This window comes from Novosphingobium sp. EMRT-2 (assembly GCF_005145025.1).
GTDB lineage: Bacteria > Pseudomonadota > Alphaproteobacteria > Sphingomonadales > Sphingomonadaceae > Novosphingobium.
Window position 1 is genome coordinate 2,645,509 of record NZ_CP039695.1, and the last position, 15,756, is coordinate 2,661,264.

General features: G+C 68.1%; 14 protein-coding genes. 6 read left to right on the forward strand and 8 right to left on the reverse strand.

Features of this window, described 5'->3' with window-relative positions; translation table 11 throughout:
* Positions 1 to 16: 16 nt before the first annotated feature.
* From FA702_RS12980 to FA702_RS13000, 5 genes are read right to left on the reverse strand one after another with little or no spacing between them, the layout of a single operon-like run.
* A complete protein-coding gene (locus FA702_RS12980) occupies positions 17 to 1,606 on the reverse strand; it encodes an acyl-CoA dehydrogenase family protein (RefSeq protein WP_136956483.1) in 1,590 nt (529 codons plus the stop codon).
* Positions 1,603 to 2,814: an acetyl-CoA C-acetyltransferase gene (locus FA702_RS12985; RefSeq protein ID WP_136956484.1), complete on the reverse strand. Its 1,212-nt coding sequence runs from the start codon at positions 2,812 to 2,814 to the stop codon at positions 1,603 to 1,605. The genes FA702_RS12980 and FA702_RS12985 overlap by 4 nt, the downstream gene beginning before the upstream one ends.
* Positions 2,814 to 4,025, reverse strand: coding sequence for a CoA transferase (locus tag FA702_RS12990; RefSeq protein WP_136956485.1), 1,212 nt, complete (start codon positions 4,023 to 4,025; stop codon positions 2,814 to 2,816). The genes FA702_RS12985 and FA702_RS12990 overlap by 1 nt, the downstream gene beginning before the upstream one ends.
* A 14-nt stretch (positions 4,026 to 4,039) precedes the next feature.
* Positions 4,040 to 5,200, reverse strand: a complete 1,161-nt coding sequence (locus FA702_RS12995) for an acyl-CoA dehydrogenase family protein (RefSeq protein WP_136957405.1) — start codon at positions 5,198 to 5,200, stop codon at positions 4,040 to 4,042.
* Between the two features lie 32 nt (positions 5,201 to 5,232).
* Positions 5,233 to 6,150 carry an SDR family NAD(P)-dependent oxidoreductase gene (locus FA702_RS13000; RefSeq protein WP_124808176.1) on the reverse strand — a complete coding sequence of 306 codons (918 nt, stop codon included), beginning with the start codon at positions 6,148 to 6,150 and terminating at the stop codon, positions 5,233 to 5,235.
* Between the two features lie 100 nt (positions 6,151 to 6,250).
* On the opposite strand from FA702_RS13000, the gene FA702_RS13005 reads away from it, so the two are divergent.
* Positions 6,251 to 7,000: a helix-turn-helix domain-containing protein gene (locus FA702_RS13005; RefSeq protein WP_136956486.1), complete on the forward strand. Its 750-nt coding sequence runs from the start codon at positions 6,251 to 6,253 to the stop codon at positions 6,998 to 7,000.
* Here the strand turns inward: FA702_RS13005 and FA702_RS13010 are convergent.
* Positions 6,951 to 7,214, reverse strand: a complete 264-nt coding sequence (locus FA702_RS13010) for a hypothetical protein (protein ID WP_136956487.1) — start codon at positions 7,212 to 7,214, stop codon at positions 6,951 to 6,953. The two genes, FA702_RS13005 and FA702_RS13010, sit on opposite strands and share 50 nt — an antisense overlap.
* A gap of 109 nt (positions 7,215 to 7,323) precedes the next feature.
* Complete coding sequence (locus tag FA702_RS13015; protein WP_124808179.1) at positions 7,324 to 7,623, reverse strand: hypothetical protein; 300 nt, start codon at positions 7,621 to 7,623, stop codon at positions 7,324 to 7,326.
* A 190-nt stretch (positions 7,624 to 7,813) separates the two neighbouring features.
* Between FA702_RS13015 and FA702_RS13020 the strand changes: the two genes are divergently transcribed.
* The 5 genes from FA702_RS13020 to FA702_RS13040 all read left to right on the forward strand — a co-directional run bounded on the left by FA702_RS13020 (position 7,814) and on the right by FA702_RS13040 (position 14,128).
* A complete protein-coding gene (locus FA702_RS13020; protein ID WP_210417645.1) occupies positions 7,814 to 8,869 on the forward strand; it encodes a metalloregulator ArsR/SmtB family transcription factor in 1,056 nt (351 codons plus the stop codon).
* Positions 8,866 to 9,807 carry a methylenetetrahydrofolate reductase [NAD(P)H] gene (gene metF, locus FA702_RS13025; RefSeq protein WP_136956489.1) on the forward strand — a complete coding sequence of 314 codons (942 nt, stop codon included), beginning with the start codon at positions 8,866 to 8,868 and terminating at the stop codon, positions 9,805 to 9,807. The genes FA702_RS13020 and metF overlap by 4 nt, the downstream gene beginning before the upstream one ends.
* On the forward strand, positions 9,804 to 10,865 hold the full coding sequence (locus FA702_RS13030) for a homocysteine S-methyltransferase family protein (protein ID WP_136956490.1): 1,062 nt from the start codon (positions 9,804 to 9,806) through the stop codon (positions 10,863 to 10,865). Before metF ends, FA702_RS13030 begins: the two co-directional genes overlap by 4 nt.
* 116 nt (positions 10,866 to 10,981) lie before the next feature.
* Positions 10,982 to 13,597 (forward strand): methionine synthase, encoded by a 2,616-nt coding sequence (metH, locus tag FA702_RS13035; protein ID WP_136956491.1) that lies wholly within the window; start codon positions 10,982 to 10,984, stop codon positions 13,595 to 13,597.
* A 135-nt stretch (positions 13,598 to 13,732) separates the two neighbouring features.
* The gene (locus tag FA702_RS13040; RefSeq protein WP_136956492.1) at positions 13,733 to 14,128 is read left to right on the forward strand and encodes a hypothetical protein; all 396 of its coding nucleotides are present in this window, start codon (positions 13,733 to 13,735) and stop codon (positions 14,126 to 14,128) included.
* 30 nt (positions 14,129 to 14,158) lie between these two features.
* Here the strand turns inward: FA702_RS13040 and nadB are convergent, their stop codons facing one another.
* Complete coding sequence (nadB, locus tag FA702_RS13045; RefSeq protein ID WP_136956493.1) at positions 14,159 to 15,742, reverse strand: L-aspartate oxidase; 1,584 nt, start codon at positions 15,740 to 15,742, stop codon at positions 14,159 to 14,161.
* Positions 15,743 to 15,756: the final 14 nt, after the last annotated feature.

Here is a 15,756-nt window from a genome sequence, read left to right on the forward strand (position 1 = left end):
CGGTTCGATCCGTTCGTCAATTGCGCCCGCCCACAAGGCCGCGCGCGATCACCTGCGCCTGGATCTCGGCCGCGCCCTCGAAGATGTTGAGGATGCGCGCGTCGCACAGCACGCGGCTGATCTCGTATTCCAGCGCATAGCCGTTGCCGCCGTGAATCTGCAACGCGGCGTCGGCGTTGGACCAAGCGGCGCGCGCCGCCAGCAGCTTGGCCATGCCGGCCTCGATGTCGCAGCGCTTGCCCGAATCCTTGGCGCGCGCGGCGGCGTAGGATAGCTCCCGCGCCATGACGAAATCGACCAGGCTCATCGCCAGCTTGTCGGCCACGCGCGGGAAGTGGACGATCGCCTTGCCGAACTGCCGGCGCGTCAGCGCGTAGTCCAGCCCCAGTTCCAGCGCGCGGCGGGCAACGCCCACGGCCCGCGCGGCGGTCTGGATGCGGGCGCCTTCGAACGTGCGCATCAGCTGCTTGAAGCCCATGCCCTCCTCCCCGCCAAGCAGGGCATCGGCCGGCGCGCGCATCCCGTCGAACTGGAGCGCGTATTCGCGCATCCCGCGATAGCCCAGCACTTCGATCTCGCTGCCGGTCATGCCGGGGGCGGGGAAAGGATCGGCCTCGGTTCCGCGCGGCTTGGGCACCAGCAGCATCGACAGGCCGGCATAGCCCTTCGCGTCGGGCAGCGTGCGCGCCAGCAGCGTCATCAGGTCGGACCGGCTGGCGTGGGTGATCCAGGTCTTCGCCCCGTCGATCACCCAGCCCTGGCCGTCGAACCGCGCGCGCGTCTGCAACGAACCGAGGTCCGATCCGACATCGGGTTCGGTGAACACGGCGGTGGGCAGCACTTCGCCGCTGGCGATGCGGGGCAGCCAGTGCGCCTTCTGCTCGTCGGTGCCGCCCATTGCGATCAGCTCGCCGGCGATTTCGGAGCGCGTGCCGAGCGAGCCCGCGCCGATCCACCCGCGCGAAAGCTCCTCGGTGACAAGGCACATCACCAGCTTGGTGAGGCCCAGGCCGCCGAACGCTTCGGGGATGCACACGCCGAACGTACCGAGATCGGCCATCGCCTGCACCGTCGCGTCCGGGATCAGCGCGTTGGCGAGGTGCCACTGGTGCGCGTGCGGCAGGATCTCCGCTTCGGTGAACTTGCGGAACTGGTCGCGGATCGTGTCGAGATCGGCATCGTGGAACGACTCGCTCGGCCACTGACCTTCCGCCAGCGCGGCGACGAGGCTGGCGCGCGTGGCGGCGTGGTCCGCATCGAGCAGGCCGGCGCAGGCTTCCGCCAGCGCGCGCGCCGCGTGGCCAAGGCCAAGGTCCGCGGGACGGAACAACTCGTTCTGCCCCATCGGCAGACCGCCGACGAGCTGGGCCAGCGTCTCGGCGAAGGCCAGCCGGCCGATCAGCGCATCGACCGGGTTGGCGCCGCCGTGGGTGGCCAGCCAGCCGTGGATCGCCTCCAGCGCCGCCACGCTCGTCGCCACCCAGGCGAAGCCGTGCGCGGCGCGCTGCTCGGCGTCGATCGGCCGCGTAGCCAGTCGGTCGGCCAGGGCGCCCTGAGCCGCCGCGCGATAGGCGCGCGCGGCCTCCAGCGCGGCTTGCGTCGTCACGCCCGTTCGAACACCGCGGCGATGCCCTGCCCGCCGCCGATGCACATCGTTTCGAGGCCGTAGCGGCCGCCACGCCGCACCAGTTCACGGGTCAGGTTGGCGAGGATGCGCCCGCCGGTGGCGCCGATGGGATGGCCCAGCGAGATGCCCGATCCGTTGACGTTGAGCATGTCGTTGCGGCTGTCGTCCTCGCTCCAGCCCCAGCCCTTGAGCACGGCCAGTACTTGCGGCGCGAAGGCTTCGTTCAGTTCGACCAGATCGATGTCGGACCAGCCGAGGCCGGTGCGCGCGAACAGGCGCTCCACCGCCGGGACCGGGCCGATGCCCATGCGGCTGGGATCGCAACCGGCGGCGGCCCACGAATGGAACCATGCGATCGGTTCGAGGCCCAGTTCGGCAAGCTTGTCCTCGGCGACGATCAGGCAGGCGGCCGCCGCATCGTTCTGCTGGCTGGCGTTGCCCGCCGTCACCACGCCACCTTCCAGCGCGCGCAGCTTGCCCAGCGTTTCCAGGCTGGCGTCCGGGCGATAGCCTTCGTCGTGATCGAACAGCACGGGATCGCCCTTCTTCTGGGGCACGGGCACCGGCACCAGTTCATCGGCGAACAGGCCGTTCGCCCACGCCGCCGTCGCGCGCTGGTGGCTGCGCACGGCATAGGCATCGGCCTGTTCGCGCGTGATGCCATAGTCCTTGGCGAGGTTTTCCGCCGTCTCGATCATGCCGGTGATGACGCCGAAGCGTTCCACCGGCTGCGACATCACGCGGCCGCGCGTCAGCCGGTCGTGCAGCGTCAGGCTGCCGGCGCGCACGCCCTTGCGCACGTCGGTGGTGTAGTGTTCGACGTTCGACATCGATTCGACGCCGCCGGCGACGACCACGTCCGATGCGCCGGTCTGGACCATCATCGCCGCGTTGACGATCGCCTGCAGGCCCGATCCGCAGCGCCGGTCGAGCTGGTAGCCCGGCACCTCCAGCGGCAGGTCCGCGGCCAGCCACGACCAGTGCGCGATGCACGGCGCTTCGCCGCTGCCGTACCCTTGCGCGAACACGACGTCGTCCACCCGCGTGGGATCGATCTTCGTCCGTTCGACCAGCGCCTTGAGGATCACCGCGCCGAGCTGGCCGGCGGTGAGGCCGGACAGCGCCCCCCCGAACTTGCCGACAGGGGTGCGGATCGGGGCGACGATGGCGGCGCGGCGCAGGGTCATCAGGATTCTCCAGTTGGGGCGGTGCCGACGATGCCGGCATCGATCAGGCGGGCGATCTCGCCCGACGAAAGGTTGAGCCGCGCGGCCAGCACTTCTTCGGAATGCTGGCCGTTGCGCGGGGCGGGGCGGGGCGGCTGGCGGTCTGCCTGGGGCAGCGTGGCGAAGGCGCCCGCCGCCGGATAGGTAAAGCCGCTGGGGTTGTCGCAGGCGCCGAAGACCGGGTTGTCGGCCACCAGCGCGCGATCCTCGACCGCTTCCAGCAGCGTGCGATAGGCGGAATGGACGATGCCGGCGGCATCGAACGCGGCGGCCAGGTCTGCGTGCGCGCGCGCGCCGATCGCGCGTTCGAACAGGGGATAGAGCGCATCGCGGTGGGTGAAGCGCAGCCCGTCGTCCTTCGCGAAGGACACGCCGCGCTCCGCCTCGATCGCGGCGATGGCTCCGCCCAGGCCGAGCGCCGTGACGAGATTGGCCCACTGGCGCGGGGTGACCACCACGATCATCGTCCGCACACCGTCGGCGGTCACGAAATCGCGGCCGAACAGGCCATAGACCGCGTTGCCGAGGCGCGGCCGGTTGGCGTTCTCGTAAAGCACTTCGGCCACGCTGCCGAGGTTGGCGGCGGTGCCGATGGCGACGTCGGACAGCGGAATGCGCACTTCGCCGCCCGCGCCCGACGCTTCGCGCTTGCGGATCGCGGCAAGCAGCGCGAAGGCGGCATAGGCGCCGCTCAACAGGTCCCACGCGGGCAGGACGTGGTTGACCGGGTCCGGGCCGGGGCCGGTCATCATCGGATAGCCGACCGCGTTGTTGACCGTATAGTCCAGCGCGGGCGAACCGTCCGCCCAGCCCATCACGCGCACCGTGATCAGGTCCGCGCGGCCCTGCGCCAGCACGTCGTGCGCCATGAAGCCGCCGACCGGAAAGTTGGTGATGACCTGCCCTGTCGCGCGGATCAGCTCCTGCAACAGCGCGCGCCCTTCCGGCCGGCCGAGATCGAGCGCGACCGACCGCTTGGCGCGGTTGAGGTTCTCCCAGTAGAGCGAATCGTTGCTGGCGGTGACCGGCCAGCGGCGGAAATCCGGGCCGCCGCCGATCTGGTCCACGCGGATCACGTCCGCACCCATCTGCGCGCAATAGAGCCCGGCGGTGGGTGAGGCGACGAACGACGACGCCTCGATCACCGACAGCCCGTTGAGGAGGTCGTACACCCGCGCGGCTCCGTTCAGCCCTGCGCGCCAGCGGCGAAATCGCGCAGCATCTGCTTGGCGATGACCAGCTGCATGATCTGCGTGGTCCCTTCGTAGATACGATAGATGCGGCTGTCGCGGAAGAAGCGCTCGGCCTCGTATTCCGCGAGGTAGCCCGCGCCGCCGTGGACCTGCACGCAGCGATCGGCCACACGCCCGCACATCTCGCTGGCGAACATCTTGAAGGCGGCGGCTTCGAGCAGGATCTTGCGCCCTTCGTCCGCCTTGCGGATGGCGTCGCGCATCATGCATTCGGCGGCGTAGATTTCGGCCTGGCTGTCCGCCAGCATCGCCTGGATCAGCTGGAAATTGGCGATCGGTTCGCCGAACGCCTTGCGCTCGGTGGCATAGCGCACGGCGGTATCGAGGATGCGCCGGGCGTAGGCGGTGCTCGCCGCGCCGACCGAAAGGCGGCCGTTGTCGAGGCTCTGCATCGCCGTGGCGAAGCCCTTGCCTTCCTCGCCGCCCAGCAGCGCGTCGCCGGGCACGAACACGTCTTCCAGGATGATGTCGGCGATGTGGCTGCCGGACTGGCCCATCTTCTTGTCCGACTTGCCCACCGTGACGCCGGCGGTGTCCATGGGCACGAGGAAGGCGGAGACGTGCGCGTTGCGGGGCAGGTTCTCCTTCGATGTGCGCGCCATGATCAGCGCGATTTTCGCGAAGGGGGCGTTGGTGATGTAGCGCTTGGTGCCGTTGAGCACGTAGCCGCTGCCCGAACGCACGGCGGTGGTCTGCAGGCCGGCCGAATCCGATCCCGATCCCGGCTCGGTCAGCCCGAAGCTCGCGATCTCGCCAGCGGCGAGGCGCGGAAGCCAGGCGGCCTTCTGTTCTTCCGTGCCGCCGTTCTTGATCGCCGAGCAGACCATGCCGAGGTTGATCGACACGATCGAGCGATAGGCCGGCATGGCGTAGCTCAGCGTGTGGATCGTCTCGATATACTGCGACACGTTCATGCCCGCGCCACCGTATTCCTCGGGCATGGTCAGGCCGAACAGGCCCATCTCGCGCATTTCGTCCAGCAGGTCGTCGGGGATGCGGTCCTGGGCGATCACGTCCGCTTCGGCCGGCACCAGCCGCTCGCGGACATAGCGCTTCAGCTGATCGAGAAACTGTTCGAAGACATCGGCATCCATGCCGGGGTTCACCGTGCTCACCGGGCCTCTCCTCAAACCGGATCGTAGGGGAAGACGTGGGCCGAAACCTCGTCGGCCCGTGCAAAGGCGGGGCGGAACGCGGGGATCAGCTCCTCGGCGATCGCCTCGGGCGTCCAGCCTTCCAGCTTGACCATCGACCGGACCGGGCGCGGCTTGTTGAACAGCACGATCTCGTTCTTGCGTACCGCGAAGATCTGGTTGGTCACGTCCTTCGCCGCGTCGGAGGCGAGATAGGCGACCAGCGGGGCGATCTTGTCCGCGCTCATCGTCTTCATGCGTTCGACGCGCAGCTTCTGCTCGGGTGTTTCGGCGGGGATGGACGCGGTCATGCGGCTCCACGCGAACGGCGCGATGCAGTTCGAGCGCACGCCCCAGCGCGCCATGTCGAGCGCGATCGAATGCGAGAGGGCGACAAGGCCGAGCTTGGCCGCCGAATAGTTGGCCTGCCCCACGTTGCCGATCAGCCCGCTGGTTGACGTGAAGTGGATGAAGCTGCCCGATTGCTGCTCGCGGAAATAGGGCGTCGCCGCCTTGGAGACGTTGAACGCGCCGGTCAGGTTGACGTCGATCACGCTGGTCCAGTCCTCGTAGGACATCTTGTGCCAGATGGTGTCGCGCAGGATGCCGGCGTTGTTGACCACCGCGTCGATCCGCCCGAACCGCTGCACCGCATCCTCGACGATCGAGGCGGCGGCCTTGGGATCGGCCACGTTGGCGAGGTTGGCCCAGGCCTTGCCGCCGGCCGCGCGGATGTCGTTGACCGTGGTGTCCGCCGGCCCGGCATCCCCGCCGTCGCCGCCTTGCGCCACGCCGGGATCGTTGACCACCACGGCCGCGCCGTGCCGGGCGCAGAGCAGTGCGATTTCGCGACCGATGCCACGGCCGGCCCCCGTTACCGCCACGACTTTGCCTTCCAGGATTCCGGACAACGATTCTCTCCCGTCGGTTCGATGCCGAAGCTAACCGTGCAGGCGGATAAATTCAATATTGGGAATTGTTTTTCATCACCATGAAAAATATGATGCCGCCATGTCCGGTCCTGTCCGCTCGCTTTCCCAAGGGTTCACCATTCTGCGCCTGTTGGCTGTGCGCGAAGCGCTGACTTTGTCCGACATCTGCCGGGAAACGGGTCTCAGTCCTTCGAGCGGATTGAATCTGCTGCGCACGCTGGTGGCCGAAGGGGCGGTCGATCGCGACACCGGCGGCAAGCGCTACCGGCTGGCGGCAGGCTGGGGCGATCTTGGGGTGCTGCAGGCGAACGCGGTTTCGCGTTTCGCCGCTCGCATCCGGCCATTGCTGGCGCGGTTCGCTGCCGCGCACGACGCCACCGCCGGGCTATGGCAGGTGCAGGCCGGGGAGCGCCTGTCGCTGATCGCGCTGGGCGAAAGCGGGGCGGAGACCCGCATCCACATGGTCGAAGGCCAGCGTCAACCGCTGGGCGGGGGTGCTGCCGGGCGGGCGCTGGCGGCGGCGGAAGCGCTGGGCCGGGACGATCTTGCCGCCCGCTTCGCAAGGGTGCGCTGGCGCACCCCGCTGGGCTTCACCACCTGGCTGGGTCAGGTCGCCGAAGCGGTCCAGCGCGGCTATGCGGTGGACGACGGCTACATTCACGCCGGCGTCTGTTCGGTGGGCGTCGTCGTGCCCGCTGCGCCGGTGCGGTTCTGCCTTTCGGCAACGATCTTCGCCGGATCGCGCGACGCGGCCGCGCTCGACGAGCTGGGGCGGGCGCTCAGTGCGCTGGCGCATCGGCCCGAGCTGATGCCTGATGGGGGGGCGTAGCGGCCGCGCTGGCGCTGGCCTGCGGCACGTCCGCGTCCGTCGTGGGTGGGGCTGGCCGCTTTTCCAGCATTTCGGCGGCTTCGTCGAGCGCGCGGGCTTCGCCCACGGTCACGCCGCCCGGCCCCGGATCGGTGTCCTTCTGGCCGCAGCTCGCCAGGGCTAGCAGCGGGAGAAGATACGGCGCCCGGTTGAGGGCGGGTTTCAGGGCGCGCATCGCGATACTCCGGAAAGGCAAGGAAAAGGGGCGGAGATACCCATCTGCCGCCCCCTTCGTTCTCGAGAATCCGTGCCGCGCCCCGCCGGTGCGGTCGGGGCGCACGGGATCACATCTTCTTTTCGGCGTCCGCCGCGGCATCGGCGGCGGCCTTCTTGACGTCGGCAGCGGCAGCGGCGGCGCTGTCGGCGGCGTTGCGCGCGGCGTCTTCGGCCGAAAGCGGCGTGGCGTCGGCGGCGGGCGCTTCCACCGGCGCGGCGGCGGCCGACGTGTCAACTGCGGGCAGTTCCTCGGCCGGCATCTCGACGTTGTCGGTGGCGGCGGCTTCGGTGGCGTCTTCGGACTTGCCGCAAGCGCTGAGCGAAAGCGCAGCGGCGCAGGCGATGGCGGTGAAGGCGATCTTCTTCATGGGGTCCCTCTACTGTATTTCCGTTCGGCGGCGTTCTATCGGCGTGGCGGGGCCAAGGCAAACCACAAAAAGGGGCCTGCCGCGCCCGTCAGTCGCCGACAAAGGGTTTAGGTAGCAACCCTAACGACTGATATAAAGAAATCTTTATGTAGCTTGATTGATATAAAGACTTCTTTATATCGTGTTGCTCATGACCCTGCTCGACACTCTTCGCGCCCTGGCGGACCCCACGCGATTGCGGATCATGCGGCTGCTGGCCAGCATGGAGCTGGCCGTGGGGGAACTGGCGCAGGTGCTGGGGCAAAGCCAGCCGCGCGTCTCGCGCCATGTGAAGATCCTGTGCGATGCCGGGCTGGCCGAACGCCGCCGCGAAGGCGGGTGGGTGTTCCTGCGCGCCGCGATCGGCGGCGATGCCGACACCGGTGGGGACAGCGCCGCGATCGGGGCGGTGGTGGCCCGCCTGCTGGCCGTGGCGGAAGAGACGGATGCTGGGTTCGGCCTGCGCTGTTCGGAGGATCGCCAGCATCTCGATGCGGTGCGCGCCCTGCGCGAGACGCATGCCGCGGATTACTTCGCGCGCCATGCCGAGCAATGGGACCACCTGCGCAGCCTGCACATCGCCGACGGCCCGGTGGAAGCGGCGCTGGTCGAAATGCTGGGGCAGGGCGCGGATACCCCGGCACTGGGCCGCGTGCTGGACGTGGGCACCGGCACCGGGCGCATGGCCGAACTGTTCGCCGCGCGCGCCGACCGTGTGGTCGCGCTCGACAAGAGCCCGGAAATGCTGCGCGTCGCCCGCACCCGACTCCAGCATCTGCCCGCCGGCCGGGTCAAACTGGTGCAGGGCGATTTCGCGCAACTGCCGTTCGCGCCGGGCAGCTTCGATACCGTGCTGTTCCACCAGGTGCTGCACTATGCGATCGCGCCGGAAGCGGTGCTGGCCGAAGCCGCGCGGGTCACCGCGCCGGGCGGCCGTGTCGCCATCGTCGATTTCGCCGCGCACGATCGCGAGGAACTGCGCACCGCCCATGCCCACGCGCGTCTCGGCTTTTCCGACGCTCAGGTGGAAAAGCTCCTGCTCGATGCCGGGTTCGAACCCGATGGCGAACGCGCGCTGCCGGGGCACGAACTGATCGTCAAGGTCTGGACCGGCATTCGCAGCGCGTACGCCCAGTCGGCTCCGGCCGGTAACGTTACTCCCCTCCAGCCCGAACATGCCCGCACCGGGCGGAAGGCCACGTCATGACCACGTCCTACGACCAGTTGCGCGAAGCGCGCACCGCTCTCGATACGCCGCTGTTCGCCGGCCTGCCCGGCGACATCCGCGTGAGCTTCGAGTTTTTCCCGCCGAAGACCGACGCGTTGATGACGCAGCTGTGGGACGTGGTGACCACGCTGGCGCCGCTGGAGCCGCAGTTCGTTTCGGTGACCTACGGTGCCGGCGGCTCCACGCGCGATCGCACGCACGGCACCGTCGCGCGGATCATTTCCGAAGCGCGCCTCCCGGCCGCCGCACACCTGACCTGCGTGGATGCCAGCAAGGCGGAAATCCGCGAGGTGGCGGAAGGGTACTGGCAAGCCGGCGTGCGGCACATCGTGGCGCTGCGCGGGGACATGGGGGCACCGGGCGTGCCATTTACGCCGCATCCGGAAGGCTATGCCAACGCGGCGGAACTCGTCGCCGGGTTGAAGGCGATCGCGCCGTTCGAGATTTCGGTCGCCGCCTATCCGGAAAGCCATCCGGATTCGCCCAGCGTTCAGGCGGACATCGACAACCTCAAGCGCAAGCTCGATGCCGGGGCCACCCGCGCGATCAGCCAGTTCTTCTTCGAACCCGAGACGTTCTTCCGCTTCCGCGACAAGCTGGCGGCGGCGGGGATCGATGCGCCGGTGCTGCCGGGCATCCTGCCCGTCTCCAACGTGGCGCAGACGCGCAAGTTTGCGGCGGCCTGCGGCGCGGCGATCCCAGCGTGGATGGATGGCCTGTTCGAAGGGCTGGACACGCATCCCGCCTCGCGCCAGCTCGTCGCCGCGACGATCGCCGCCGAGTTCTGCCGCCGCCTCTATGCCGGCGGCGTGCGCGATTTCCACTTCTACACGCTCAACCGGGCCGAACTGAGCTACGCGATCTGCCACCTGCTTGGTCTGCGTCCCGGCCGTCCCGCACTGGAAAAGGCCGCATGACCCTGACCCCCTCCGCCGCCCGCGCCGCCCTGCTCGATCAGGCGCGCCAGCGCATCCTTATCACCGATGGCGCCTTCGGCACCGAGATCCAGCGCTGGAAGCTGTCCGAGGAGGACTATGCCGGCACGCTGGGGCTGGCCAAGGACCAGAAGGGCAACAACGACATCCTCGCGCTGACCAAGCCCGAAGTGCCCGAATCGATCCACCGCGCCTATTTCGCGGCCGGGGCCGACATCGCCGAAACCAACACGTTCTCGGCCAACCGCATCAGCCAGGCGGACTATGCCGCCGAGCATCTGGTGCGCGAGATCAACCTCGAATCCGCGAAGCTCGCCCGGCGGATCGCCGACGAGTTCGCCGCTAAAGATGGCCGCCCGCGCTTCGTTGCCGGCGCGATCGGGCCGACCAACAAGACGCTGTCGCTCTCGCCCGACGTCAACGACCCCGGCTTCCGCGAGATCGACTGGGATTTCCTGGTCGATGTCTATGCCGAACAAATCGCCGCGCTGGTCGAAGGCGGGGCGGACTTCATCCTGATCGAGACGGTGTTCGATACGCTCAACGCCAAGGCGGGCGTCATGGCGGTGCGCAAGGTGGAGGCGGCGCTGGGCCGGGAAATCCCGATCATGCTGTCGATGACGCTGACCGATCTTTCGGGCCGCAACCTGTCTGGCCACACGGTGGAGGCGTTCTGGTACGCGGTGCGCCATGCGCGGCCGGTCACGATCGGCCTCAACTGCTCGTTCGGCGCCACCCAGTTGCGTCCGCACGTGAAGGCGCTGTCCGAAATCGCCGACACGCTGATCATGGTCTATCCCAACGCCGGGCTGCCCAACGAACTGGGCGAATACGACGAAATGCCGCTGACCACCGCCGGCCTCGTCCGCGAATGGGCCGATCATGGCCAGGTCAACATTCTGGGCGGTTGTTGCGGGTCCACGCCTGATCACATCGCGGCGATGGCCCAGACGGTTGCCGGGCTTGCCCCGCGTGCCTTGCCCCATCCCGATCAGGTCACGCGCCTGGCCGGGCTGGAACCGTTCGTGATGGCGGCGTGAACCAGTTCCCCTCCCGCTAGCGGGAGGGGGCAGGGGTGGGCAGCGCAACGGCGCCCGCTCCAAGAGAAAAGAACCCACCCCCGGCCCTTCCCGCATGCGGGAGGGGGGAGCATCAGATGACTAGCCAAGCCTCTTCCCGTTTCGTCAACGTCGGCGAGCGCACCAACGTTACCGGCTCCGCCGCGTTCAAGAAGCTGATCCTCGCGGGGGACTACGCGAAGGCGGTGGAAGTCGCGCGCCAGCAGGTCGAGAACGGCGCGCAGGTGATCGACGTCAACATGGACGAGGGCCTGCTCGACGCGGTCGAGGCGATGACCACGTTCCTCAAGCTGATCGCCGCCGAACCCGATATCGCGCGCGTGCCGGTGATGATCGACAGCTCCAAGTGGGAGGTGATCGAGGCGGGCCTCAAGTGCGTCTCGGGCAAGCCGATCGTCAATTCGATCTCGATGAAGGAAGGCGAGGAAGCCTTCCTTGCCCACGCGCGCAAATGCATGGACTATGGCGCGGCCGTGGTGGTGATGGCCTTCGACGAGAAGGGGCAGGCCGACACCAAGGAGCGCAAGGTCGAAATCTGCAGCCGCGCCTACACGCTGCTGACCGGTATCGGCTTCCCGCCCGAAGACATCGTGTTCGATCCCAACGTCTTCGCCGTCGCCACGGGCATCGAGGAGCACGACCGCTACGCGCTCGATTTCATCGAGGCCACGCGCGAGATCAAGGCGGCCTGCCCGCACGTCCACATCTCCGGCGGCCTGTCCAACCTGTCGTTCTCGTTCCGCGGCAACGAGACGGTGCGCCGCGCGATGCATTCGGTGTTCCTCTACCACGCCATTCCGGCGGGCATGGACATGGCGATCGTCAACGCCGGCCAGCTCGACATCTATGACCAGATCGATCCCGTGCTGCGCGAAGCCTGCGAGGACGTGCTGCTGATGCGCCGGGCGGATGCGACCGAGCGGCTGATCGACCTGGCGGAAAGCTACAAGGGGCAGGACAAGGCGGCCGAAAAGGCGGCCGAGGAATGGCGCGGCTGGGATGTCGTGCGCCGGCTGGAGCACGCGCTGGTCAAGGGCATAGACGCCCATATCGTCGACGATACCGAGGAAGCGCGCCAGCAAATCGCCGCCCGCAACGGCCGCCCGATCGAGGTGATCGAAGGCCCGCTGATGGAAGGCATGAACACCGTTGGCGACCTGTTCGGATCGGGCAAGATGTTCCTGCCGCAGGTGGTCAAGTCCGCGCGCGTGATGAAGAAGGCGGTGGCGCACCTGATCCCGTTCATCGAGGCGGAGAAGGAAGCCGGTGCCAAGGCCAAGGGCCGCATCGTCATGGCCACCGTGAAGGGCGACGTGCACGACATCGGCAAGAACATCGTCGGCGTTGTGCTTCAGTGCAACGGCTACGAGGTGATCGACCTGGGCGTGATGGTGCCGTGGGCGTCGATCCTGCAGGCCGCCAACGAGAACGAGGCCGACATCATAGGCCTTTCGGGCCTGATTACGCCCTCGCTCGACGAGATGGTGACCGTGGCCGAGGAAATGCAGCGCGCCGGCATGACCATCCCGCTGCTGATCGGCGGGGCCACCACCAGCAAGGTCCACACCGCGCTGCGCATCGATCCGGCCTATGACGGCCCGGTGGTCCACGTGCTCGACGCCAGCCGCGCAGTAGGAGTTGCCTCGCAGCTCCTGTCGGACACGCAGCACGATGGTTTCGTGAAGACGACCGCCGCCGATTACCAGCACGTGCGCGATGCGCGTGCGGGCAAGGGCGCATCGAAGCTGCTGCCGCTGGCCGACGCGCGCGACAACGCCTTCGCCCCCGATTTCTCGGAAAAGGCGCCGCCGCCCGAACAGCCCGGCCTGCACGTATTTCCCGAATGGGATCTGGCCGATCTGGTCGACTGTTTCGACTGGACGCCGTTTTTCCGCGCCTGGGAGCTCGCGGGCACCTATCCCGCGATCCTCGACGACGCGGTGGTGGGCGAAAGCGCGCGCAATCTTTACGCCGATGCCCGCGCCATGCTCGACACGATTGTCGCCGAAAAATGGCTGACGGCGCGGGCTGTCGCCGGGTTCTGGCCCTGCGCCCGCCATGGCGACGACGTGGTGCTGCATCCCGATGACGACGAACGGTCGGTGCGCCTGCCGTTCCTGCGCCAGCAATTCATCAAGAGCCGGGGTCGGGCGAACTTCTGTCTGGCCGATTTCATCGATCCGGCGGGGGACTGGATCGGCGGCTTCGCCGTCGGCATCCACGGCATCGAACCGCATCTGGAGCGTTTCAAGGCCGCGCACGACGACTATTCGGACATCCTGCTGAAAGCGCTGGCTGATCGCTTCGCCGAAGCTTTCGCCGAACGCCTGCACCAGCACGTGCGCACCACGCTGTGGGCCTATGCGCCGGGCGAACAGCTCACCAACGAGGCGCTGATCCGCGAGCAGTACCGCGGCATCCGTCCCGCGCCCGGCTATCCGGCCTGCCCGGATCACAGCCTCAAGCCGATCCTGTTCGATCTGCTGGGCGCGCAGGAGAACGCTGGGATCGTGCTGACGGAGAGCCAGGCGATGCTGCCCACCGCGGCGGTTTCGGGCTTCTATTTCGCCCATCCGGAAAGCCAGTACTTCGGCGTCGCCACCATCGGGCGCGACCAGCTGGAAGACTACGCCGGCCGGCGCGGGATGGACCTGGCCACGGCGGAGCGCTGGCTGCGGCCGAATCTGGACTAGGAGGTCGTCCATCGGGGCGAGGAATCGAGGTTTTGACGCTACATCGCGCAGCATCCGGACAGGGTGTGCAACGCGGTGAAATATAGCGAAAAATATTAGAAATCCGCCGTTTCGGCCCGTCCTTGCGAGGGCAAGTTGACCGCGAAGGATGCTGAGGCGGTCGGCAAGGCGCTCGACCAGATCGAGGGAGCCGCTTCCGGCGCAAGCGCTTCCACCGACGCCAGTGGAGCAGCCTCGGTCAAGGCAGCGGCGGCCGGTTCGGCGCGACCGGCCGGTGGTCATGATGGGGGCGGTGGGGGCGACACCAAGACCGAAGTCTCGCGCGTGGAAACGGTGGCGGGCGGGATCATGACCACCGTCATCACCTACAGCGACGGCACCACCGAGACTCAGACCAGCGTGACGACCGACCCGGATACCGGCTCTGCCAATGCGGCGTCGGGCGCCAAGGCGGGCAAGAGTGACGAGCAGAAGGCGCAGGACTATCTGGCCTCGCTCCAGCCCGGCACGCTGTTCAACGTCATGGCCTGATGCGCGGGGCCTGACTCCCGAGACCGGGGCTCAGCGCGGCGTCAGCACGGTATCGCGCGCGGCATCGTCGGTCTGCGGATAGTCGAGATTGTAGTGCAGGCCCCGGCTTTCGTGCCGGGCGCGGGCCGACCGGACGATGAGGTCCGCGCTCTGCAGCAGGTTGCGCAGCTCGATCAGGTCGGTCGAGACGCGAAAGTGGCCGTAGTAGTCGTTGACCTCGTCCTCCAGCATCTTGATGCGGTGCGCGGCGCGTTCGAGCCGCTTGTCGGTGCGCACGATGCCCACGTAGTTCCACATGAAGCGGCGGATCTCGGTCCAGTTCTGCTTGATGACGACTTCCTCGTCGGAATCGGTCACGCGGCTTTCGTCCCACGGGCGGACGGCGGGGGGCGCGTCGAAGCTATCCCAGCGCGCGAGGATGTCGCGCGCGGCGGCATCGCCGAACACGAAGCATTCGAGCAGCGAATTGGAGGCGAGGCGGTTGGCGCCGTGCAACCCGCTTTCGGTGCATTCGCCCGCCGCGTAGAGACCGGGCAGGTCGGTGCGGCCAGCCAGGTCGATGAGGATGCCGCCGCAGGTATAGTGCTGCGCGGGCACCACCGGGATCGGCTGCTTCGTCATGTCGATGCCGAGGCCCAGCAGCTTCTCGTAGATGTTGGGAAAGTGGCTGCGCACGAAGCCGGCCGGCATGTGGCTGATGTCGAGATGCACGAAATCGAGGCCGAAGCGCTTGATTTCCGAATCGATCGCCCGCGCCACGATGTCGCGCGGGGCGAGTTCGAGCCGTTCGGCGTCGTAGAATTCCATGAAGCGCTTGCCGGTGCGCGGATTGATCAGCCGCCCGCCTTCGCCACGCACCGCCTCGGTAATCAGGAAGTTCTTGACCTCCAGGTGATAGAGGCAGGTGGGGTGGAACTGCATCATCTCCATGTTGGAGACGCGCGCGCCGGCGCGCCAGGCCATCGCGATGCCGTCGCCGGTCGCGCCGCGCGGGGCGGTGGAGAACTGATAGACGCGGCCGGCGCCGCCGGTGGCGAGGATCGTGGCGCGCGCGGTGTGCGCTTCCACCGTGCCGCTGGCCTCGTCGAGCGCATAGACGCCCCAGACCCGGCCCGATCCGGAATAGCGCGCCTGTTCGTGCCGCCCGGTGATCAGATCGATGCAGGTCTGCCCCGGCAGCAGCGTGATGTTGGGGTGTTCGCGCGCCGCCTGCAACAGCGCCTTCTGCACCGCCGCGCCCGTGGCATCGTCGACGTGGACGATACGCCGGTGCGAATGCCCGCCTTCGCGCGTGAGATGGAGCGCGCCGGCCTCGGCATTGAAGGGCACGCCCAGATCGACCAGCCGGCGGATCGCCTCGGGCGCGTGCTCGATCACGAATTCGACCGTCTCGTGCCGGTTCAGTCCTGCCCCGGCGACCATCGTGTCGCGGATATGGTCCTCGAAGGTATCGCCCTCGTCGAGCACGGCGGCAATGCCGCCCTGTGCCCACGCCGTCGATCCACCATCGAGCGCGCCCTTGGCGAGGACGAGGACGCGGCACTTTTCCGCCAGCACCAGCGCGGCGGTGAGTCCGGCCGCGCCGGAACCGATGATCAGGACGTCGTGGCTCACTGCCTGCTGCCTTC

Bases quoted from the DNA above. Each gene is read 5' to 3' on its own strand.
- FA702_RS12985 (WP_136956484.1), bottom strand. From the start codon at position 2,814: ATGACCCTGCGCCGCGCCGCCATCGTCGCCCCGATCCGCACCCCTGTC.
- FA702_RS12995 (WP_136957405.1), bottom strand. From the start codon at position 5,200: ATGGATGCCGATGTCTTCGAACAGTTTCTCGATCAGCTGAAGCGCTAT.
- FA702_RS13005 (WP_136956486.1), top strand. From the start codon at position 6,251: ATGTCCGGTCCTGTCCGCTCGCTTTCCCAAGGGTTCACCATTCTGCGC.
- FA702_RS13010 (WP_136956487.1), bottom strand. From the start codon at position 7,214: ATGCGCGCCCTGAAACCCGCCCTCAACCGGGCGCCGTATCTTCTCCCG.
- FA702_RS13015 (WP_124808179.1), bottom strand. From the start codon at position 7,623: ATGAAGAAGATCGCCTTCACCGCCATCGCCTGCGCCGCTGCGCTTTCG.
- FA702_RS13020 (WP_210417645.1), top strand. From the start codon at position 7,814: ATGACCCTGCTCGACACTCTTCGCGCCCTGGCGGACCCCACGCGATTG.
- metF (WP_136956489.1), top strand. From the start codon at position 8,866: ATGACCACGTCCTACGACCAGTTGCGCGAAGCGCGCACCGCTCTCGAT.
- FA702_RS13030 (WP_136956490.1), top strand. From the start codon at position 9,804: ATGACCCTGACCCCCTCCGCCGCCCGCGCCGCCCTGCTCGATCAGGCG.
- metH (WP_136956491.1), top strand. From the start codon at position 10,982: ATGACTAGCCAAGCCTCTTCCCGTTTCGTCAACGTCGGCGAGCGCACC.